The organism is Methylobacterium sp. J-070 (assembly GCF_022829385.1).
Taxonomy (GTDB): domain Bacteria; phylum Pseudomonadota; class Alphaproteobacteria; order Rhizobiales; family Beijerinckiaceae; genus Methylobacterium.
The window spans coordinates 36,618-57,422 of record NZ_JAKSXX010000189.1; the positions used below are offsets into that span (position 1 = coordinate 36,618).

At 69.3% G+C, this 20,805-nt stretch carries 16 protein-coding genes and 1 riboswitch; of the genes, 8 read left to right on the forward strand and 8 right to left on the reverse strand.

The genetic code is table 11. From position 1 onward, the window contains the following. Positions 1-80: 80 nt before the first annotated feature. From carB to carA, 3 genes are all read right to left on the reverse strand, one after another. Positions 81-3,554, reverse strand: coding sequence for a carbamoyl-phosphate synthase large subunit (gene carB / locus MKL01_RS20015; RefSeq protein WP_243906947.1), 3,474 nt, complete (start codon positions 3,552-3,554; stop codon positions 81-83). A gap of 538 nt (positions 3,555-4,092) precedes the next feature. After that, a complete protein-coding gene (locus MKL01_RS20020) occupies positions 4,093-4,470 on the reverse strand; it encodes a hypothetical protein (protein ID WP_243906948.1) in 378 nt (125 codons plus the stop codon). A 142-nt stretch (positions 4,471-4,612) separates the two neighbouring features. After that, positions 4,613-5,845 (reverse strand): glutamine-hydrolyzing carbamoyl-phosphate synthase small subunit, encoded by a 1,233-nt coding sequence (gene carA / locus MKL01_RS20025; RefSeq protein WP_243906949.1) that lies wholly within the window; start codon positions 5,843-5,845, stop codon positions 4,613-4,615. Between the two features lie 192 nt (positions 5,846-6,037). On the opposite strand from carA, the gene MKL01_RS20030 reads away from it, so the two are divergent. The 4 genes from MKL01_RS20030 (at position 6,038) to MKL01_RS20045 (ending at position 12,066) form a co-directional block, all read left to right on the forward strand. Continuing rightward, the gene (locus MKL01_RS20030) at positions 6,038-6,499 is read left to right on the forward strand and encodes a GatB/YqeY domain-containing protein (RefSeq protein ID WP_243906950.1); all 462 of its coding nucleotides are present in this window, start codon (positions 6,038-6,040) and stop codon (positions 6,497-6,499) included. Positions 6,500-6,658: 159 nt separating this feature from the next. Further along, positions 6,659-8,548 (forward strand): DNA primase, encoded by a 1,890-nt coding sequence (dnaG, locus tag MKL01_RS20035; RefSeq protein ID WP_243906951.1) that lies wholly within the window; start codon positions 6,659-6,661, stop codon positions 8,546-8,548. Between the two features lie 196 nt (positions 8,549-8,744). Further along, entirely contained in the window at positions 8,745-10,727 is a 1,983-nt protein-coding gene (rpoD, locus tag MKL01_RS20040) for an RNA polymerase sigma factor RpoD (protein WP_243906952.1), read from the forward strand. A 79-nt stretch (positions 10,728-10,806) separates the two neighbouring features. Then, positions 10,807-12,066, forward strand: coding sequence for an adenylate/guanylate cyclase domain-containing protein (locus MKL01_RS20045; RefSeq protein ID WP_243907004.1), 1,260 nt, complete (start codon positions 10,807-10,809; stop codon positions 12,064-12,066). Between the two features lie 106 nt (positions 12,067-12,172). Here the strand turns inward: MKL01_RS20045 and MKL01_RS20050 are convergent, their stop codons facing one another. Together MKL01_RS20050 and MKL01_RS20055 are read right to left on the reverse strand one after the other, a co-directional pair. Beyond that, complete coding sequence (locus MKL01_RS20050; RefSeq protein WP_243906953.1) at positions 12,173-13,300, reverse strand: glycosyltransferase; 1,128 nt, start codon at positions 13,298-13,300, stop codon at positions 12,173-12,175. 474 nt (positions 13,301-13,774) lie between these two features. After that, the gene (locus tag MKL01_RS20055; protein WP_243906954.1) at positions 13,775-14,275 is read right to left on the reverse strand and encodes a TIGR02281 family clan AA aspartic protease; all 501 of its coding nucleotides are present in this window, start codon (positions 14,273-14,275) and stop codon (positions 13,775-13,777) included. A gap of 207 nt (positions 14,276-14,482) precedes the next feature. Further along, positions 14,483-14,611: riboswitch (TPP riboswitch) on the forward strand. 65 nt (positions 14,612-14,676) lie between these two features. On the opposite strand from MKL01_RS20055, the gene thiO reads away from it, so the two are divergent. From thiO to MKL01_RS20075, 4 genes are read left to right on the forward strand one after another with little or no spacing between them, the layout of a single operon-like run. After that, the gene (gene thiO, locus MKL01_RS20060) at positions 14,677-15,900 is read left to right on the forward strand and encodes a glycine oxidase ThiO (protein WP_243906955.1); all 1,224 of its coding nucleotides are present in this window, start codon (positions 14,677-14,679) and stop codon (positions 15,898-15,900) included. Then, the gene (gene thiS, locus MKL01_RS20065; RefSeq protein WP_243906956.1) at positions 15,897-16,109 is read left to right on the forward strand and encodes a sulfur carrier protein ThiS; all 213 of its coding nucleotides are present in this window, start codon (positions 15,897-15,899) and stop codon (positions 16,107-16,109) included. Before thiO ends, thiS begins: the two co-directional genes overlap by 4 nt. A gap of 2 nt (positions 16,110-16,111) precedes the next feature. Then, positions 16,112-16,915, forward strand: a complete 804-nt coding sequence (locus MKL01_RS20070) for a thiazole synthase (protein ID WP_243906957.1) — start codon at positions 16,112-16,114, stop codon at positions 16,913-16,915. Next, positions 16,912-17,556: a thiamine phosphate synthase gene (locus tag MKL01_RS20075; RefSeq protein WP_243906958.1), complete on the forward strand. Its 645-nt coding sequence runs from the start codon at positions 16,912-16,914 to the stop codon at positions 17,554-17,556. Before MKL01_RS20070 ends, MKL01_RS20075 begins: the two co-directional genes overlap by 4 nt. Before the next feature lie 530 nt (positions 17,557-18,086). Here MKL01_RS20075 and MKL01_RS20080 read toward each other — a convergent pair. From MKL01_RS20080 to MKL01_RS20090, 3 genes are all read right to left on the reverse strand, one after another. Continuing rightward, entirely contained in the window at positions 18,087-18,836 is a 750-nt protein-coding gene (locus MKL01_RS20080) for a peptidase (protein ID WP_243906959.1), read from the reverse strand. 44 nt (positions 18,837-18,880) lie between these two features. Then, positions 18,881-19,708 (reverse strand): transglutaminase family protein, encoded by an 828-nt coding sequence (locus tag MKL01_RS20085; RefSeq protein ID WP_243906960.1) that lies wholly within the window; start codon positions 19,706-19,708, stop codon positions 18,881-18,883. Between the two features lie 118 nt (positions 19,709-19,826). After that, positions 19,827-20,774: an alpha-E domain-containing protein gene (locus MKL01_RS20090; RefSeq protein ID WP_243906961.1), complete on the reverse strand. Its 948-nt coding sequence runs from the start codon at positions 20,772-20,774 to the stop codon at positions 19,827-19,829. Positions 20,775-20,805: the final 31 nt, after the last annotated feature.

Consider the following 20,805-nt stretch of genomic DNA (forward strand, 5'->3'; position numbering starts at 1 on the left):
TCGCGCCACAATGAAGAGGCCCGGCCGAGAGTGCAGCACTCTCTCCGGGCCACGAGATAAAGTCAGCGGATCCCTGAGGCTCAGGCCGCAAAGTATTCCTGCAACGCGCGGACCTTGAGATCGCCCTCCAGATAGGCCTTGATTCCCTCGGCCGCCGCCATCGCGCCGGCTAGAGTGGTGTAATACGGCACCTTATGCAAGAGGGCCGCGCGGCGCAGGGAGCGCGAGTCCGAGAGCGCGCCGGCACCCTCGGTGGTGTTGAAGACGAGGTGGATTCCGCCGTTCTTGATGGCGTCGACGACGTGCGGCCGCCCCTCCAGGACCTTGTTGATCCGCTCGGCGGGGACGCCCTGCTCGACGAGATAGCGTTGCGTGCCGCCGGTCGCCACGATGGTGAAGCCGAGGTCGGACAGGAGCTTCATGGTCGGCAGGATGCGGATCTTGTCGGCGTCCCGCACCGAGACGAACACCGCCCCGGCCTTCGGCACCTGGGTGCCCGAGCCGAGCTGGCTCTTGGCGAAGGCCACGCCGAAGCTCGCGTCGAGCCCGATCACCTCGCCGGTGGAGCGCATCTCCGGGCCGAGCAGGACGTCGACGCCGGGGAAGCGGGCGAACGGGAACACGGCTTCCTTCACGGCGATATGCGCCAGGATCTTCGGCCGCAGGCCGAAGCTCGCCAGCGGCTCACCCGCCATGATCCGCGCGGCGATCTTGGCGATCGGCTCGCCGATCACCTTGGCGACGAACGGCACCGTGCGCGAGGCCCGCGGGTTCACCTCCAGAACGTAGATGGCGCCGTCCTTGATGGCGTACTGGACGTTCATCAGGCCGACCACGTTGAGCGCGAGCGCCATGGCCTTGGTCTGCCGCTCCAGCTCCTCCATGGTCTCGGCGGAGAGCGAGCGCGGCGGCAGCGAGCAGGCCGAGTCGCCGGAATGGATGCCGGCCTCCTCGATGTGCTCCATGATGCCGGCGATGAACACGTCCCTGCCGTCGCAGACGGCGTCGACGTCGATCTCGACCGCGTCCGACAGGTAGCGGTCGAACAGGAGCGGGTTCTTGCCCAGCACCGTGTTGATCTGGCCGGTCTTGTCGTTGGGGTAGCGGGCCTTGACCTCCGAGGGGATCAGGCTCGGCAGCGTATCGAGCAGGTAGTCGGCGAACTGCGTCTCGTCGCGGATGATCGCCATGGCGCGGCCGCCGAGCACGTAGCTCGGGCGCACCACGAAGGGCAGGCCGAGGTCGGCGGCGACCAGCCGGCTCTGCTCCACCGAGTAGGCGATGCCGTTCTTGGGCTGCTTCATGCCGAGCTTGTCGAGGAGCCGCTTGAACTGGTCCCGGTCCTCGGCGAGGTCGATGGCATCGGGGGAGGTGCCGAGGATCGGGACGCCGGCCGCCTCCAGCGCCCGGGCGAGCTTCAGCGGAGTCTGGCCGCCGAACTGGACGATGACCCCGTGGAGCGTGCCGGCCTGCCGCTCGGTCTCGATGATCTCCAGCACGTCCTCGGCGGTCAGCGGCTCGAAGTAGAGCCGGTCCGAGGTGTCGTAGTCGGTCGAGACCGTCTCCGGGTTGCAGTTGACCATGATGGTCTCGTAGCCGGCATCCGACAGTGCGAAGCAGGCGTGACAGCAGCAATAGTCGAACTCGATGCCCTGGCCGATCCGGTTCGGGCCGCCGCCCAGGATGATGACCTTCCTGGCCTCGGTCGGCTGCGCCTCGTCGACCACCGTGCCGGCGAAGGGCGCCACGTAGGTCGAGTACATGTAGGCGGTGGGGGCCTTGAACTCGGCCGCGCAGGTGTCGATCCGCTTGAACACCGGCCGCACGGCCAGCGCCCGGCGGGCCGCGCTCACCGCAGCCTCCTCGGTGCGGGCGAGGACGGCGAGCCGGGCATCCGAGAAGCCGGCGGCCTTGAGCTGGCGGAAGGCGCCGGGAGTCTTTGGCAGGCCGTGGGCCCGCACGCGGTTCTCCAGGTCGATGATCGCCTGGAGCTGCTCCAGGAACCACGGATCGATCTTGCAGGAGGCGTAGACCTGCTCGTGGCTGACGCCGAGGCGCAGCGCCTGCGCGACCTTCAGGAGCCGATCCGGCGTCGGGGTGCCGATCGCCGCCTTGATGGCGTTGTGGTCGTCGCCCTTGCCGAGGCCCTCGATCTCGATGTCGTCGAGGCCGGTCAGCCCGGTCTCGAGCGAGCGGAGCGCCTTCTGCAGGGATTCCGCGAAGCACCGGCCGATCGCCATGGCCTCGCCCACCGACTTCATCGCGGTGGTCAGCGTCGGCTCGGCGCCCGGGAATTTCTCGAAGGCGAAGCGCGGGATCTTGGTGACGACGTAGTCGATCGTCGGCTCGAACGAGGCCGGGGTCGCGCCGCCGGTGATGTCGTTGGCGATCTCGTCCAGCGTGTAGCCGACCGCGAGCTTGGCGGCGACCTTGGCGATCGGGAAGCCGGTGGCCTTCGAGGCGAGTGCCGAGGAGCGCGAGACTCGCGGGTTCATCTCGATCACGATCATGCGCCCGTTCTCGGGGTTGATCGCGAACTGCACGTTGGAGCCGCCGGTCTCGACGCCGATCTCGCGCAGCACCGCCAGGGATGCGTCGCGCATCACCTGATATTCCTTGTCGGTGAGCGTCAGCGCCGGGGCGACCGTGATCGAATCGCCCGTGTGCACGCCCATCGGGTCGATGTTCTCGATGGAGCAGACGATGATACAGTTGTCGTTCCTGTCGCGAACGACCTCCATCTCGTACTCCTTCCAGCCGAGCACGCTCTCCTCGATCAGCACCTCGTTGGTCGGCGACGCGTCGATGCCGCGCTCGACGATGTCGAGGAATTCCTCGCGGTTGTAGGCGATGCCGCCGCCGGTACCGCCCATGGTGAAGGACGGGCGGATGATCGCCGGCAGGCCGACCTCCGCGAGGGCGATCAGGGCCTGCCCGATGGCGTGCTCGCCGTAGCGCTTGCGCCGGTCGGACTCGCCCGCGGCCCAGCTCTTCTCGAAGGCCGCCAGGGCGGTCTGCCGGGCCGCGGGATCGCTCTGGCCGGCCTCGATGCGCGCCTTCTCGGCGAGGTAGGCCTGGCGGTCGGCCTTCTTGGCGGCGGACGCGTTGGCGAGGGCCGATTTCGGGGTGTCGAGCCCGATCTTGGTCATGGCGTCGCGGAACAGGCTCCGGTCCTCGGCCTTGTCGATCGCCTCCGCGGTGGCGCCGATCATCTGCACGCCGTACTTCGCCAGCACGCCCATCTTCTGCAGCGAGAGGGCGCAGTTCAGCGCCGTCTGGCCGCCCATCGTCGGCAGGATCGCGTCGGGGCGCTCCTTCTCGATGATCTTGGCGACGATCTCGGGGGTGATCGGCTCGACGTAGGTCGCGTCCGCCATGTCCGGGTCGGTCATGATGGTCGCGGGGTTCGAGTTCACCAGGACGATCCGGTAGCCCTCCTCGCGGAGCGCCTTGCAGGCCTGGGTGCCGGAATAATCGAACTCGCAGGCCTGTCCGATGATGATCGGACCCGCACCGATGATCAGGATCGAGGAGATGTCGGTGCGCTTGGGCATCTGCGGCCTTGTCAGGCCAAGCGCGCCCGATCGGGCACGGCTGGTTCCAGCCCTGCTCCCGGACACGCGTGGCGGGATTGTCGTTGAGCGCCGCGTTTACACGGGCCTCGGGCGCATTGGAAGGCCGGGACGGCCGCGCAATCCCGCCGCGCACCGGGGGCATGGATGCGGTCCGGCGCAGTCCGGCTCGGAGCATCCGGACATGCCAGCACGCTTTCCGAGCCGGTCTGCCGCGGGCCCGAGCCGTCCCTGGAGCGGACGCGGTCGGCCGATTCGATAACGATTCGACAGCGAATACGCGCAGGCCAGCCCCCCGGCCGGGCTGCCGTCGATCGGCTCGATCCGGGCGGCGAACGCCTCGGAAGGGTTCGCCGAGACCCGGAACTGTGACCTGGACGGGATGGCGGTCTTCGACCCGCCGGAGGTGAAAATCCTGGCCGGCGATGCCGTCCGGTTCACGCCGACCCGAGGCGTTCAGAGCGCGAGCGCGGATGGTCCGTGGTGCGGGATGGCTCGCGGCCGGAAGGCCGAGGGCCCGTCAGAACCCGGCGTAGAGCGCGGCGACCGCCCGGTCGATCGACAGATAGAACACCCCGAAGGCCACCACGGCGGCGGCCGCGAACTCGACGGCGACGTTCGGAAGCGTCTGCGCCCGGCGCAGGGCCTCACGGCCGAAATAGAGGGAGACCCACGCCAGGGCGAGGACGGCCGGCAGGGCGAAGATATACGACACCGTGCTCTCGACCCGGTCGAGCCCACCCGCCGGATCGATCAGGGCCCGGATGTTGCGCACCCAGGGCGCGTAGAGGGCCGCGTATAGGGCGGTCAGCCAGGACAGACCCACGGCGACACCGAGATGGAGCGTGAAGCTGCGGTGCAGGCGGGAGAAATCGTCGCGCGCCTCGTCGATGGTCATCCGGCAATCCCCTGCGGCGGGCCCCGTCGGCGGGCGCGGTTGCGCCGCCGTTCATGGGCCGTCGTGAGGTGTCTTAAGCCGTCCGATTCGGTGGATTTTATGTCCCGGGCGCGGCCCGATTGGGATCGGGCCGGTGATCCGGTCAGGCGGGCTTCGCTGTTTCGGGCTCGCCCGCGCGCATCAGCGTGACGAAGCGCTCGAACAGATAATGGCTGTCGCGCGGGCCGGGCGACGCCTCCGGGTGGTGCTGCACCGAGAAGGCCGGACGGTCGGTGAGGGTCAGCCCGCAATTCGACCCGTCGAACAGGGAGACGTGGGTCTCGACGGCGGTCGCCGGGAGGCTGTTCGGATCCACCGCGAAGCCGTGGTTCATCGAGACGATCTCGACCTTGCCGGTGGTCTTGTCCTTCACCGGGTGATTCGCGCCATGATGGCCCTGGCCCATCTTCACCGTCCGGCCGCCGAGGGCGAGGCCCATGAGCTGGTGGCCGAGGCAGATGCCGAAGGTCGGCACCTTCGCGTCCAGCAGCTGGCGGATCACCGGCACCGCGTAGGTGCCGGTCGCGGCCGGGTCGCCGGGACCGTTCGACAGGAACACCCCGTCCGGCTTCATCGCCAGGATTTCGTCCGCACTCGTCGTCGCCGGCACGACGGTCACGTCGCAGCCGGCCTGGGCGAGGAGGCGCAGGATGTTGCGCTTCACGCCGTAATCGATGGCCACGACCTTCAGGCCGTCGCCGGACGCGCGCCGGCCGTAGCCGTCGCCCAGCGCCCAGACGGTCTCCGACCATTCGGACGGGGCCCGGCTCGTCACCGGCGGCACGAGGTCGAGGCCCTCCATGGGCGCGAGCGCCGCCGCCCGGGCCTTCAGGGCCTCCCGGTCGAAGCGGCCCTCCGGATCGTTGGCGATCACAGCGTTGGGCATGCCCTCGTCGCGGATGCGGGCGGTGAGCGCCCGGGTGTCGACGCCGGTGATGCCAACGATGCCGCGGACCTTGAGCCAGCCGTCGAGATGCGAGGAGGAGCGCCAGCTCGACGGCCGCGTCACCGCCGAGGCGATCACGGTCCCGCGCACGCCGGAGGCCGGGGCCGCCTCCAGGCTCTCCAGATCCTCGTCGTTGGTGCCGACGTTGCCGATATGCGGGAACGTGAAGGTGACGATCTGGCCGGCATAGGACGGATCGGTCAGGATCTCCTGATAGCCGGTCATCGCCGTGTTGAAGCAGACCTCACCGTCGGCGATGCCCGTCTGCCCGATGCCGAAGCCCTCCAGGATCGTGCCGTCGGCAAGGACCAGCAGCGCCGTGGCGACCGGCTCCGCCCAGGGCTCCGGCGCCGAGACCTCGGGGGCGTGCGCGGCGGCGTCTTGCGGCATGGGATGAGTCTCGCTTATGTCCGGCCGAAGGCGGGCGCCGGCTTGCGGTGCTCTCGGCTTGCGGCATGATCGTGTGCGGCGCTCTTAGCGAGCGGCCCGCGATGGGGTCAATGTGGCTCCGCCTCCCGCAGGGCTCAACAGCCGCAAATCGCAGGCCAGCCCACCGTATCGCCCCTTGGAAGGTTCACCCAGATGCTGCGCGCGCGCTTCACCACCGAGATGAAGGAGGCCATGAAGGCCGGCGAGAAGGAGCGGCTCGCCACCATCCGGATGATCCAGGCCGCCCTCAAGGACCGGGACATCGAGGCCCGCGGCAACGGCAAGGAGCCGATTTCCGACGAGGAGATCCTGTCGCTGCTCCAGAAGATGATCAAGCAGCGCACCGAATCGGCCGGGGTCTACGAGCAGGGCGGCCGCCCGGAACTCGCCGCCACCGAGCGCGCCGAGATCGCCATCGTCGAGAGCTTCCTGCCGAAGCAGATGGACGAGGCCGAGACGAAGGCGGCGGTCGAGGCGGCGATCGCCGAGACCGGCGCCGCGGGCCCGAAGGACATGGGCAAGGTGATCGGCGCCCTGAAGGGCGCCTATGCCGGCCGGATGGATTTCGGCAAGGCGAGCGGGCTGGTGAAGGCAGCGCTCGCGGCCAAGGGCTGAGGCAGCGTCATCCCCCCGGGCGGTCCGCGCCCCGACGCCGCCGGGCGGGACCACTTCTCCACGCAATCCCCCGACGGCCTCCGGGCCCGTGCGGGAGGCGGGACTCCGACACGCCCGGTGGGCTATGATGTCGGGTCCCGCATCCCACCCCCAGGCCCCGTGCGCTATCCGCCCCACATCCTGGAAGAGATCCGCGCCCGGCTGCCGGCCTCCGCCGTGGTCGGGCGGCGGGTGCAGCTCAAGAAGGCCGGCCGGGAATGGCGCGGTCTGTCGCCGTTCAACGCCGAGAAGACACCGTCCTTCTACGTGAACGACCAGAAGCAGTTCTACCATTGCTTCTCGTCGTCCAAGCACGGCGACATCTTCACCTTCCTGATGGAGACGGAGGGCCTGAGCTTCCCCGAGGCGGTGGAGCGGCTCGCCAGCGAGGCCGGCGTCAGCCTGCCCGCGCCGACCGAGGACCAGCGGGAATCCGAGACGAAGCGTGCCGGCGCCATCGAGGTGATGGAGATGGCCGCGCGCTGGTTCGAGGAGCGGCTGCAATCCGCTCAGGGCAGCGAGGCGCGCGCCTACCTCGAACGCCGGGCGCTCGGACGCGAGATCCAGCAGCGGTTCCGCCTCGGCTACGCGCCGAACGAGCGCTACGCCCTGCGCGACCATCTCGCCGGGCGGGGGGTCGACAAGGCGCTGATGGTCGAGATGGGCCTGCTCGCGGCCGGCGAGGATGTCGCGGTGCCGTACGATTATTTCCGCGACCGGGTCATGTTCCCGATCACCGACACCCGCGGCCGGGTCGTGGCGTTCGGCGGACGGGCGCTCGCCAAGGAGGTGCGCGCCAAGTACCTGAACTCGCCGGAGACGCCGCTCTTCCACAAGGGCCGCACGCTCTACAACCTCCACGGCGCCCGCAAGGCCGCGCACGAGCGCAGCTCGATCATCGCGGTCGAGGGCTATGTCGACGTCATCGCCATGACGCTCGCCGGCCATCCCGAGACGGTGGCGCCGCTCGGCACGGCGCTGACCGAGGACCAGCTCGGCCTGCTCTGGCGCCACGCCGACGAGCCGATCCTGTGCTTCGACGGCGACAAGGCCGGGCAGCGGGCGGCGTTCCGCGCCCTCGACATCGCACTGCCGCTGCTCCAGCCGGGTCGGTCGCTCCGCATCGCCCTGCTGCCAGGCGGGCAGGATCCCGACGACCTGCTCCGGTCGGGCGGCCCGGGGGCCATCGATCAGGTGCTGGCGGCGGCTTTGCCCCTGTCCGAGCTGCTCTGGCGGCGCGCGTTGGAGGCCGGTCCGGTCGATACGCCCGAGCGGCGTGCCGGCCTGACGCAGACGCTGCGGGCCACCGTGGCGACGATCCGCGACGACACCGTCCGACGCTATTACCGCGACGAGATCGAGGAGCGGTTCCGCAGCCTGTCGCCGCGGGCCGCCCGGCCCGCCGCGCCGGCCGGGCGGGGCAGGGGGCGTTTCCCCCGCCCCGGCGAACCGGTCTCGCCCCGCATCACCGGCAGTCCGAGCCCGTCGGTCACGGCGTCGGCGGGCTTCTCGGGAGCCGCGCCGGTGCGCGAGGCGGTGATCGTCGGCACGCTCCTGCTGCATCCCGAGATGATCGCGGAGTTCGGCGAGGAGATCGCCGAACTCGATTTCGAGGATCCGGACGCCCGGGCGCTCCTGTCGGTGCTGCTGGCCTGTGCCGCCGACGACGCACGCACCGAGCCCGAGGTGTTGCACGGCCGCATCACTCGCGCGGGACTTACCGCGGCCTCCGAGCGAATCCTGGCGCTCGCCCGCTCGCGGGACCGCACGACCCTCGCGCCACACGCAGACCCGGTACACCGTACGGACGCACTCCGGCAGGCCATGATCTTGCACCGGCAGGCAGGAGCGCTACATAGCGAACTTCGCGAAGCACGGCAGGCGTTTGAGAACGATCCGACCGATGCCGGATGGGCATGGCTCTGCGAAGTGAAGGCGAGACTGGAGACCGTCATCGCCGCCGAGGCGGAAGCCGATTTGCCGGTGTCGAGTGACTCGACTGCCGCGTGACGGCTGTGTCATGGCGGTGGCGGGGGGCATGTCCCGCCATAGTTAACAATCGGTCAAGCCTCAGGCTTGCATACGGAAACCGACGTCTCAAGGTGACCGGAGCGATCCGGCGCCGTTCCCATACAGCGGCGCCGACGGCGTGGACTGGCCTCTCGGGGCCTCCGCAGCGCACCGCGTGCGAAACAATAGGCTGATCATGGCGACGAAGGCAACGGAACGGGACGAGACGGACGCTGCCCCCGAGCAGCAGACCGACGGGCCGCTCCTCGACCTGACGGATGCTTCGGTCAAGCGCATGGTGAAGCTCGCCAAGAAGCGCGGCTACGTGACCTACGAGGAGGTCAACGAGGTTCTGCCCGAGGGCCAGTCGGACCCGGACCAGCTCGAGGACGTGCTGTCGCAGCTCTCCGAGATGGGCATCAACGTCGTCGAGGCCGAAGAGACCGACGAGGCCGCCGGCGAGAAGGCTGCCGAGGGCGAGGAAGAGGAGGCCGAGGGCGGCGAGGTCGCCGAGGTCGCGCCGGCGCGCGCGGTCGCGGTCGCCACGACCACCAAGGAGCCGACGGACCGCACCGACGATCCGGTGCGGATGTACCTGCGCGAGATGGGCTCGGTGGAGCTCCTGTCCCGTGAGGGCGAGATCGCCATCGCCAAGCGCATCGAGGCCGGCCGCGAGGCGATGATCGCGGGCCTGTGCGAGAGCCCGCTGACGTTCCAGGCGATCATCATCTGGCGGGACGAGCTCGTGGAGGGCAAGGTCCTCCTGCGCGACATCATCGACCTCGAGGCGACCTATGCCGGCCCGGACGGCAAGAACGCCCCGCAGATCGCCGAGGGCGAGGATGGCGCCGAGGACGGCGACGCGCCGGCGCCCCCCGAGGGCGGCGACGACGAGGACGATCTCGAGAACAACGTCTCGCTCGCCGCGATGGAGGCGGAGATCAAGCCGCGGGTCCTGGAGACCTTCGACGCCATCGCGGGGAACTATCGCAAGCTGCGCAAGCTCCAGACCGAGGGGACGGAGCGCAAGGCGGCGGGCACGCAGAACACCCCTGCTCAGAACCAGAAGCAGGCCGAGCTGAAGGACACCGTCGTCGCCGACGTGAAGTCGCTGTCGCTGAACAACAACCGCATCGAGGCGCTGGTCGGCCAGCTCTACTCGATCAACAAGCAGCTGATCGGCCACGAGGGCCGGCTGATGCGCTACGCCGAGAGCCACGGCGTCGCCCGCGACGAGTTCCTGCGCCATTACCAGGGCTACGAGCTCGACCCGAACTGGATGGAGCGGGTCGGCACGCTGGGCGGCAAGGGCTGGAAGAACCTGGTCGAGCGCGGGTCGAAGCAGGTGACGGACCTGCGCGCCCAGATCCTGGACCTCGCCTCGGAGACGGGCCTGGAGATCGGCGAGTACCGCCGCATCGTCAACATGGTCCAGAAGGGCGAGCGCGAGGCCCGTCAGGCCAAGAAGGAGATGATCGAGGCCAACCTGCGCCTCGTGATCTCCATCGCCAAGAAGTACACGAACCGCGGCCTGCAGTTCCTGGACCTGATCCAGGAGGGCAACATCGGCCTGATGAAGGCGGTCGACAAGTTCGAGTACCGGCGCGGCTACAAGTTCTCGACCTACGCCACGTGGTGGATCCGGCAGGCGATCACCCGCTCGATCGCCGACCAGGCGCGCACGATCCGCATCCCGGTGCACATGATCGAGACGATCAACAAGATCGTCCGGACCTCGCGCCAGATGCTCCACGAGATCGGGCGCGAGCCGACCCCGGAGGAGCTGGCCGAGAAGCTGGCCATGCCGCTGGAGAAGGTCCGCAAGGTCCTGAAGATCGCCAAGGAGCCGATCTCCCTCGAGACGCCGATCGGCGACGAGGAGGACAGCCACCTCGGCGACTTCATCGAGGACAAGAACGTCGTCCTGCCGATCGATGCGGCGATCCAGTCGAACCTGCGCGAGACCACGACCCGGGTCCTCGCCTCGCTGACGCCCCGCGAGGAGCGCGTGCTGCGCATGCGCTTCGGCATCGGCATGAACACCGACCACACCCTCGAGGAGGTCGGCCAGCAGTTCTCGGTGACCCGCGAGCGCATCCGCCAGATCGAGGCGAAGGCCCTGCGGAAGCTGAAGCACCCCTCGCGCAGCCGGAAGCTCCGGAGCTTCCTGGACAACTGAGCCCCCGCCGCGGCCGACGCCGCGGCGCTTTCCCGTCGCCCGCATGGCCTCGGCACTGCGCGGCATCCAGTCTGGCGCCATGCTCGAACGCCGCCCGCCAACGCCCGGATTGCCGACGGCCTTCGCGGACGGTTCCGAGGCCGACGACGTCCCCTTCGGCGCCCTCCAGCCCTCCGTCGGCATCCGCGACTGGCTGCTCGGCGAGGGCGCGCGGCTGGAGAAGGCCGAGGAGATGCTCGCCGGCCTCGCCGAGCGGCTGATCGCCATCGGCGTGCCGGTGGACCGGGCCTCGACGGCGATCGACACCCTGCACTCGGAATATGCCGGCGTCGGCCGGATCTGGACCCGCGACGGCGGCACGACCGTCCGGCTGTTCCCGCACGGGGCCCGCTCGACGGATGCCTACCTCAACAGCCCGTTCCACACGGTCCACGAGACCGGGGAATGGCTGATCCTGGACCTGTCCAAGACCCCCGACGACGCCTACGCGATCATCCCGGACCTGAAGGCGGGGGGCTACACCCACTATGTCGTGGCGCCGCTGTTCTTCACCAACGGCACCAAGAACGGCATCACCTTCGCCACCCGCGCGCCGGACGGATTCGGCGAGGACGATATCGCGATCCTCCGCTTCGTCATGCCGGCGCTCGCCGCGGTGGCGGAGATGCGCGTCCTCAACAAGCAGCTCGACCACGTCCTGCGGCTCTATGTCGGCGACGAGCCGCACCGGGCGATCCTTTCGGGCGACATCCGCCGCGGACAGGTGACGCGGATCCGCTCGGCGATCCTGTTCGCCGACATGCGCGACTACACCCGCATCTCCGCCGACATGACGCCCGAGGAGGTGGTGGGCCTGCTCAACGTGTTCTTCGACTGCCTCGTGCCGCCGATCGAACGCGAGGGCGGCGAGGTGCTCAAGTATCTCGGCGACGGCCTCCTGGCGATTTTCCGCGAGTCCGGCGACGACCTCGGCGGCGCCGCCAAGGGCGCGCTGACGGCCGCCCAGCATGCCCTCGCGGCGCTCGACGAGGCGAATGCGCTGCACCAGTTCCCGGTGCCGGTGGCCGCGGGGATCGCGCTCCATCACGGCGAGGCTGCCTACGGCAATGTCGGCTCGGGTTCGCGGCTCGATTTCACCGTGATCGGCCGGGACGTAAATCTCGCGAGCCGGCTCGCGCAGCTCAACCGGATCCTCGGCGAGCCGCTGCTGATGTCGAAGCCGTTCGTGGATTTCCTGTGGGGCGACCCGATCCCGCTGGGCGAGCACGTGCTCGACGGCTTCCGGGAACCCATGGCGGTGTACAAGCCGAAGTTCCTGCGCCCGCGCAAACCGAGCTGACGGCACCGCGCTTGACGCCCGAAGGGCGGGGATTCAAGCAGTGCCCGCGGCGGCGCAGCGGATGCCGCGCGGCGGTCCGGGGCCTCCCGCCTCGCCCGTCGGGCGCTCAGACCTGCCACGCCGGGACGTATTCGGACCGGTACGGGGAGGGCTGACAGCCCCACACCGGGTCGACCATTTTGGCGAGCGCCCGACCCGCCAAAGCGCTGGACCGTGCCAGAAGGTCGGAGGGTACGTGCGCCTGGCCCAGTATCTCCAGGCAGGCGGACAGACAGACCCGATACTGACCGATCTGGTATGCGCTGAATGCCAGCTCCTCCAGAACTCCATATTGGTAGACCCAGGGGTTCAGGGAGATCCCCTCGCTCGGCGTCGTCAGGGACCTCGCCGCCTCGGCATAGCGATAGCCGGCGGCGAAATCCTTCATGTGCCTGCAGCACCGGCTGGCCCCATGCCGCGCCTCAGCCCGGGTCGGGATGACGCGGATCGCGCGATCGTACAGCCCCAACGCCCGCTCGTTCGGCCCCTCCAACCGTTCTACGTTGACGGCAGCCATGAGCAAACTCATGTAGATCTCTTGATCCCAATAACCCAGGTCTGCACGTTTGAGATAACAATCGATAGCCTTGCTGTAATCGCCAAGATCGTCATAGGTATTGCCCAGATACATCATGTAGCGGGCGATCATGTAGGGATCGGCCTCGACGGCCAGCGCCTTCTCCAGCACCTCGATTTCGCGCGCCGTCGCCGACTTATCTCGATGCCGCGCGCCGTCATCGCCGCGACGCATCGAGAGCGGGAACACAGGGGTTTCCGGCTCTTTTGAGCAATACAGGAATTCATGCAGGACGCCACGGTAGTACCAGTCAAATTTATTGTTGACCAGCTGCTTCCGCCAGTATCGTGTGTGCTCGTCCACGATCTCAAATCTGTAACCGGCCGCGCGAAGCTTCGGCATCACGAAATCTGCTGGAATGATGAGCTCGTCGTCGGCATCGATGATCAGCGAATAATCCGTGAGGGGACGCGCGAGCTTCAACGCCTCGGTTCGATTGTGGGCGAAATCGACCCACGGACGCTCCACGAGCGTGCCGGGCAAGTCCGCCATGGCGGCGCGGATGACATCCTGGGTCCCGTCCGTCGATCCGGTGTCGACGATGACCCAATGGTCGATAACCGGTCGAACGGAATCGAGACACCGGCGGATGACGTGCGCTTCATTCTTGACGATCATCGACAAGCATATTGTTTGACCGAATCTATTCATGTCGAGATGGTCCTAAAGCGCGGACATGGTTCAGCAATGCAGATGGATCAGCCCTTAGCGCAAACGCGCCACCGCCACAAATCGTCAATCAGCGAACGGGACTAAGATATTCTAATTTTTTTATTTTACTGAGATTGTTGTGGATCGCAAAATACGCGTCAAAAGGATGTTCTTTGGCCGAGATGGCAGAATCAGTCTGCATCTCTTGGCGATTTTAACGAATTGACATTCCGTTAGAACATTCCCGGCTGGAATTGGATCACGCGCCTGACAGTCTGAGCGCGAATCCCCTCCCCCTTGCGGGGAGGAGCGTGCGTCGCGCTTAGCGGCCTACCTCAGATAGAAAACGTTCTAGCGGCTCCGGCTCTGATGCGTGACCTCGACGCGTCCTATGGGCGCCGCGGTTTGGCTGCCGGTGCGCGCGCGGCCGAGATCGTTCGATCAGCCCCGCAGGGTCATCGTCCCGCCGCTGACGCTGAAGTCGCGCAAGCGCCGCAAGAACGACATGCCGAGCAGACTCGTGCCGAGGCGCCCCCGCGGGATCACCACCGCGTCCACGTCGCGCACGGTGATCGAGCCGATCTGCATCACGGCGATCCGGATCGGCGCCACAGGCACGGTCCCGTTCGCGGTGTTCCAGACGCGGGTGAAGTCGCCCGGCTGGACGCGGATCCCGATCCGGTCGGCATCCTCCTCCGAGAAGGCGCAGGAACTGGCGCCGGTATCCACCATCATCGGCAGGGCGCGGCCGTCCATCAGCGCATGGACGAAGAAGTGGCCGTTGCGGCCGGCCTGGAGCGCGACGCCCGCCACAGCCCCGTCGCCGACCGTCACGGCCGCGGCAACCGGCGTCGCGGCGCCGGGACGCCCCCGCTCGCGCAGCTTCTGTACCGCGGTGGCGGACAGGAAGCCGATCGTGCAGACGACAACGAAGGTGCGCACGCGTCCCGCCCCGGCCCGAAGGATCAGCCCCGATTTGGCCGAGGATCCATGAAGGGCCGGTACAAGGCGGGCCGACGGCCAACGGGCCAGCCCGGATTCCGCGCGGCTTGGTATCCGAACGGTGACTGCGACCGGTGAATGTCCGCCCTGCGACGCGGGCGGGACGGCGCCGGGGTTGACCGGCGCGGCGCGGGCGACCAAATCTCCCGGTGTTCCAGGGAGATCCCCGGCAAGGGGCTGAGAAACCGCTGGCACGTCCGTCAGGACCTGCGGCGCGGAAATCCTTCGAACCTGATCCGGCTCATACCGGCGTAGGGATTGGACCGCGGCCGCTCGCGAGGGCAGGCCACAGCTTCTCACCGAAGCGCACGGCCCGATCCCCGCGACGGCAATCCGCGGAGATGCCTGTGCCCCTGGACCGCCCCGACTCACCGATCGGCCACCGCCGCAGCCTGGACCGTGGCACCGCGCCGGCGAGCCTGCCGACGCGGACCGACGTCGCCGTAATCGGCGGCGGCCTGATCGGGCTCGCGATCGCGTGGCGTCTGGCCCGGGCGGGGCGCGCCGTGACGGTGCTGGAGCGGGACACGATCGGAGCGGGCGCGAGCCTCGCGGCGACCGGCATGCTGGCGCCGGCCGCCGAGCACGAGCCCGGCTCGGACCCGCTCCTGCCGCTCGCCCTGGACTCGCTCCGGCGCTGGCCGGAGTTCCGCGACGCGCTGGAGGCCGAGTCCGGCCGCGCGATCGACTACCGTGCGGACGGGACCCTGGTGCTGGCTCTGGGCCGCGACGAGGTCGAGCGCCTGCGGTTCCGCTACGATCTGCAGCGCCGGTCCGGGCTCGACGCGGCCTGGCTGCCGGGCGGCGAGGTGCGGCGGCTGGAGCCCGGCCTGCGCCCCTCGGTGACCGCCGGGATCCACTGCCCGCTGGACCACCAGGTCGATCCCCGCCTGGTCATGGACGCCCTCGCCGAAGCCTGCCGCAGGGCCGGGGTCGTCCTGGCGGAACGGACCCCCGTCACCGCCCTCGACTGGTCGGGCGGCCGCGTGACCGGGGTCCGCGCCGGAGACCGCGGCATCGCGGCGGAGACGGTGATCCTGGCGTCCGGCGCCTGGAGCGGGGAGGACGGCCTGCTGCCGGAGGCGCTCGCCCTGCCGGTGCGCCCGCTGAAGGGACAAGCCCTCGCCCTGCGCACCACCGCGCGCACCGGCGGTCTCGCCCGGATGGTCTGGACCGAGCAGGTCCACATGGCCCCGAAGAGCGACGGCCAGCTCATCGTGGGCGCCACCGTGGAGGATTGCGGGTTCCGGCCCGGCGTCACCGCGGGCGGCCTCTACGCCCTGCTGGAGGGCGCCCGCCGGGTGCTGCCGGGGATCGAGGAGATGGAGGTCGAGGCGGTGTGGAGCGGCTACCGCCCCACCTCGGACGACGACGCGCCGATCCTCGACACGCTCGCCCCCGGCCTCGTCGCCGCCACGGGACACCATCGCAACGGCTACCTGCTCGCCCCCGTCACCGCCGACGCCATCGCCGATCTCGTGACGGGCGGCGCGCTGCCGGAGGTTGCCCGGCCCTTCACCCGGGCCCGGTTCGACCGGCCCGAACCCCGGAGGGCCTCGGCATGACGATCTACATCAACGGCGAGCCGCGCGAGCGCGTGGCCGACACCGTGGACGCGCTGTTCCGCCTGGAGGCGGAGGAGAGCGGCATCGAGAGCCCGCAGGGGGTCGCCATCGCGCTGAACGGTCGCGTGCTGCGCCGCCGGGATTGGGACGAGACCCCGATCGCGGACGGTGACCGGGTCGAGATCGTCCGCGCCATGCAGGGAGGTTGAGCATGGACCAGAGTGTCACGCCGCTGCATCCCGAGAGGCGGGAGGACAGCCTGACCATCGCCGGGGCGACCCTGTCGTCCCGCCTGTTCATCGGCACGGCCGGCTACCCGACACAGGCGATCATGCGCGACGCCGTCCTGGCGAGCGGCGCCGAGGTGGTGACCGCCTCGATCCGACGGGTCTCGCTCCAGGGCCACGGCTCGGACACGGTGTCGATGCTGAAGGGCAAGCGCTTCCTGCCCAACACCGCCGGCTGCGAGACCGCCCGCGACGCGATCATGACCGCCGAACTCGCTCGGGAGGCGCTCGACACGACCTGGATCAAGGTCGAGGTGATCGGCGACCGGGAGACCCTCTATCCGGACGTGATGGAGCTGATCGAGGCCTGCCGCCACCTCGTGGACGCGGGCTTCGTGGTCCTGCCCTACTGCAACGACGATCCCATCGTCTGCCAGCGCCTGGAGGATCTCGGCTGCGCGGCCGTGATGCCGATGGGCTCGCTGATCGGGTCCGGGATGGGGGTGGCGAACCCGGCCAATCTCGAACTGATCTGCCGCCGCGCCACGGTGCCGGTGATCGTTGATGCCGGGATCGGCACCGCCTCGGACGCGGTGATCGCCATGGAACTCGGCGCGTCGGCCTGCCTGATCAACACGGCGGTGGCCAAGGCCGACGATCCGGTGCGCATGGCCCGGGCCATGGGCCGGGCGGTGGCGGCCGGCCGCGACGCGCATCTGGCGGGGCGGATCCCCCGCCGGGGCCGGGCCGAACCGTCGAGCCCACAGCTCGGCCTCGTCGGCTCGTGAGGGCGCTGCCGTCGCCGCTCCTCGTGGTGACGGACCGGCACGGGCATGCACGCCCGATCGTCGAGACCGTGCGGGCGATCCTGAAGGGCGGCGGCCGCTGGATCTGGTTCCGCGACACGGATCTGGAGCCGGAGGCGCGCCGCCGCCTCGGCGCATCGGTGGCCGCGTGCGTCCGGGCGATGCACGGCGTGCTGACGGTGGGCGGCGACGTCGCGCTGGCCCTGGCGCTCGGGGCCGACGGCGTGCATCTCGGCGGCGGCGCCGGCCCGGAGGCGATCGCGGCGGCGCGGGCCGCGCTGGGGGAGGGGGCGCGGATCGGCTTCTCGGCCCACGCGCCGCAGGAAGCCGCCCAGGCCGCGGCGGCGGGCGCCGATTACGTGACGCTCAGCCCGATCTTCCCGACCGCCAGCAAGCCGGGCTACGGTCCGGCACTCGGTCTCGATGGCCTCTCGGCTGCGCGGGCGGCGGGTCTGCCGGTGGTCGCGCTCGGCGGCATCGAAACGGGCCGGATCGCGGAATGCCGCGCGGCCGGCGCGAACGGGGTGGCGGTCATGGGCGGGTTGATGCGGGCCGCCGATCCGGCCGGCGCCGCGCGGGTACTGCAAGACGCCTGGCGCGCAGCCGCGCCCCTGCGCTCGTGATCGTCTCGAGCCATCTCTCGACGAAGACTTCGGTGCCGGCGTCTTTGCGAGTGGAGCGAAGCGATCCAGGCAGCACCACGCGCGCGACGGTCGCGCGAACTTCGGTCGCTTCGCTCCGCTCATGATGACGGCGGAGTCGCGTTGAACGAAGGCTTCATCAGGCGCCTAGAGCCGTTGCCAATGGCGTTGCGACAGGCGGTCGGCCCTCGGAGGGCAGTCGTCCAACCCATCCCCCTCATCCTGAGGTGCGAGCGCAGCGAGCCTCGAAGGAGAGCTCCAGGGATCGCGCGGTCGGCTCGAGGGCTCCTTCGAGGCCTCCGCTTCGCTCCGGCACCTCAGGATGAGGGGGAGGATGGGATAAACGGGTTCCGCATGCTGTCGTGTCTGGGTCTCAATGCAACGGGGATCGGCTCTAAGCAAGTTCCGCAAGAGCGGTCGCCGATTTTGCGACAAAAACCAGCGACCACAAGGACCTGAGCAGCCTTGCTTTGGCCTGCCGACAAGGCCGCTCAGCTGTCCCCGCCGGATCGCTACTTGCCCGCCGGCCCGTAGGGCGGTCGGGGAATCGCCCGGTGCGCCGCCCGGAGGGCCGCCGACCAGCGCTCGCGCAGGTCGTGGAAATAGCCCTCGCCGGCCTCGATCCGGTGGTTCACCTCCAGCGTCAGGGCGCTCCGGCGGGCCACCGCGATATCGATCGGCAGGCCGACGCCCAGGTTCGACCGCATGGTCGAATCCATCGAGACCAAGCTGACCTTCAGGGCGTCGTACAGGTCGGTCTCGTACTTCACCGCCCGGTCGAGGATCGGCTTGCCGTACTTGTGCTCGCCGATCTGCAGGAACGGCGCGTCGGTGCTGCACTCGATGAAGTTGCCCGCCGAATAGATCAGGTACAGCCGCATCTCGCCGGTGCCGATCTGGCCGCCGAACAGCAGCGAGATCGAGAAGCGGATGTTGGCCGCCTCGAACCCCTCCTTCTCGATCGACCGGACGTGCCGGATCGCGCGCCCGATGAGCTGCGCCGCCTGGAACATGGTCGGCGCTTCGACGAGCTTCTGCGGGGGCTCGTCCTCCGCGCCGGGCACCCCCTCCTGGAGCAGGCTGAGCACCGACTGGGTGATCGAGAGGTTGCCGGCCGAGGCCAGCATCATCACCCGCTCGCCCGGCACGGTGAAGTGGTGGAGCTTGCGGTAGGTCGAGATATCGTCGAGCCCCGCGTTGGTGCGGGTATCGGCGACCATCACGAGCCCTTCCTCGACCAGGACACCCACGCAGTAGGTCATCGTCTTCGGGCTCTCGTGCGGCCGGCGTACCGGTGGCGGGACAATCAGGATTGGGCGGCGGCCCTGCCTTGCTCGACGCGGAGCTTCACGTCCAGTGTCTCGGTGCCGCCGCCGGTGCGGCTGCCGCGGATCGGCGCGGCGCCGAGATAGTCGAGGCCGCTGGCGACGCGGATGTGGTTGTCCGACGGACTCACGTCGAAGCACGGGTCGAACGCGACCCAGCCGAGATCCGGCACCAGGGCCTCGACCCAGCCGTGCGGCGCCTCGACATCCGCCTGTCCGTCGTCCCGGGCGCGGTAGCCCGCCGCGTAGCGGGCCGGAATGCCGATGTGGCGGGCTGCGGCGATGAACACGTGGGCGAGGTCCTGGCAGACGCCCCGCCCGGCCGCGAAGGCCTTGGCGGCCGGGACCGCGCTGGTGGCCGGGCCCGGCTCGTAGGCCACGGCGCCGTGGACCGCGCCCATCAGCCGATGGAGCAGAGCCAGGGCCGCGGCGTCGCCCGCGGCGGCGACCTGCTCGGCGAAGGCGTGCAGCTCCGGGCTCGCCGCGCACAGGTCCGTGTCGCGCAGGTAGAACTCGTCCGGCAGACGCTCGATCGTGCCGCGCAGGACCCCGTGGGTGTCGTCGGTGTCGACCTCGCCGGTGACCCGGATCGTCACGGCGTCGGACGGCTCGTCCGGGGTGAACCAGTGGACGATATTGCCGAAGCCGTCCTCGCGGGCGGTCAGCCGCCCGTCCACGGTGGTGTCGATCCGCCAGGCGCGGACGTACTGCCCGTCATGGTCCCGGGGCGTCAGGCGCAGGACCTGCACGAGCCCGCGGGCCGGCTGCTCGTAGGTGTAGATGGTCTCGTGGACCACGCGGATGCGCATGCGCCGTCCTGTTCGTGTTCGTCGGAGCATCCACCCGAAAGGTCGATGCCGGCTCCCGGAAACAATACCCCATCGAGGGGCTCGAGCACGGTCCCGGACGCGCTGTCCGGGACGTGCCCTAGCCGACCAGATACTGCTTGGCGATCGCCTCGCCCACCTTGTTGTTCTCGGCGATGAACGCCTCGACGAACTCATGCAGGCCCGAGGCGAAGACCCGGTCGATGTCCTCGCCCTCGAGCTTGGCCAGCATGTTGCCGGCCAGCCGCTGGCTCGGGCCGCGGCGACCGTAGGCGTCGGCGATGAGGTCGAGATACTCGACGATCACGCCGTAGCAGTTCGCGAACGAGCGCGGCATCTGCTTGTTGAGCATCAGCAGATCGGCCACCAGCAGCGGCTTGATGCTCTCGCGGTAGACCCAGTGATAGGCGTTGAAGGCCGAGACCTCCCGGAGGATCGTAGTCCACTGGAAGTAGTCGAGACTGCCGCCGACCGTCTCGTCGTGCGGCAGCAGGATCTGGTACTTCACGTCGAGGATGCGGGCGGTGTTGTCGGCCCGCTCGACCGCCGTGCCGAGCCGGGTGAACCAGAAGGCGTCGTTGCGGAGCATGGTCCGGAAGGCCGAGCCGTCGAAGGTCAGCGAGACGGTCTTCACCCAATCGAGGAAGCGCCCGAACTCGTCCCGGTTGAGATCCTTGCCGGCGTAGTTGCGCAGTTCGAGCCACGCGCCGTTGATCGCGTCCCACATCTCGGTGGTGAGCGCGGTGCGGACCGAGCGGGCATTCTCGCGGGCCGCCTCGATGCAGGAGCGGATCGAGGACGGGTTGTGCGGGCTGAAGGCAAGGAAGTCGCAGACGGTGTCGGCGTTCACCGCGCTGTAGTGCGTCTTGAAGGCGTCCGGATCGCCGGCCGAGGCGAGGGCCGAGTCCCACTCGTTGCTCTCGCCGCCGTCGTAATTCGTCGGCAGCGAGGCGAAGCGGTGCGCCGCGTCGAGGATGCGGGCGACGAAGTCGGCGCGCTCGACGTATCGCGAGAGCCAGAAGAGGTTGTCGGCAGTCCTGGAAAGCATTGTTCTTCAGCCAACTTCTTCAGCCACGTCC

Coding starts and splice junctions, on each gene's coding strand:
- MKL01_RS20080 (WP_243906959.1), bottom strand. CDS start 18,836: ATGACCTACTGCGTGGGTGTCCTGGTCGAGGAAGGGCTCGTGATGGTC.
- MKL01_RS20085 (WP_243906960.1), bottom strand. CDS start 19,708: ATGCGCATCCGCGTGGTCCACGAGACCATCTACACCTACGAGCAGCCG.
- MKL01_RS20030 (WP_243906950.1), top strand. CDS start 6,038: ATGCTGCGCGCGCGCTTCACCACCGAGATGAAGGAGGCCATGAAGGCC.
- thiS (WP_243906956.1), top strand. CDS start 15,897: ATGACGATCTACATCAACGGCGAGCCGCGCGAGCGCGTGGCCGACACC.
- rpoD (WP_243906952.1), top strand. CDS start 8,745: ATGGCGACGAAGGCAACGGAACGGGACGAGACGGACGCTGCCCCCGAG.
- MKL01_RS20045 (WP_243907004.1), top strand. CDS start 10,807: ATGCTCGAACGCCGCCCGCCAACGCCCGGATTGCCGACGGCCTTCGCG.
- MKL01_RS20070 (WP_243906957.1), top strand. CDS start 16,112: ATGGACCAGAGTGTCACGCCGCTGCATCCCGAGAGGCGGGAGGACAGC.
- MKL01_RS20090 (WP_243906961.1), bottom strand. CDS start 20,774: ATGCTTTCCAGGACTGCCGACAACCTCTTCTGGCTCTCGCGATACGTC.
- thiO (WP_243906955.1), top strand. CDS start 14,677: ATGCCTGTGCCCCTGGACCGCCCCGACTCACCGATCGGCCACCGCCGC.
- carA (WP_243906949.1), bottom strand. CDS start 5,845: ATGCCGCAAGACGCCGCCGCGCACGCCCCCGAGGTCTCGGCGCCGGAG.
- carB (WP_243906947.1), bottom strand. CDS start 3,554: ATGCCCAAGCGCACCGACATCTCCTCGATCCTGATCATCGGTGCGGGT.
- MKL01_RS20020 (WP_243906948.1), bottom strand. CDS start 4,470: ATGACCATCGACGAGGCGCGCGACGATTTCTCCCGCCTGCACCGCAGC.
- MKL01_RS20050 (WP_243906953.1), bottom strand. CDS start 13,300: ATGATCGTCAAGAATGAAGCGCACGTCATCCGCCGGTGTCTCGATTCC.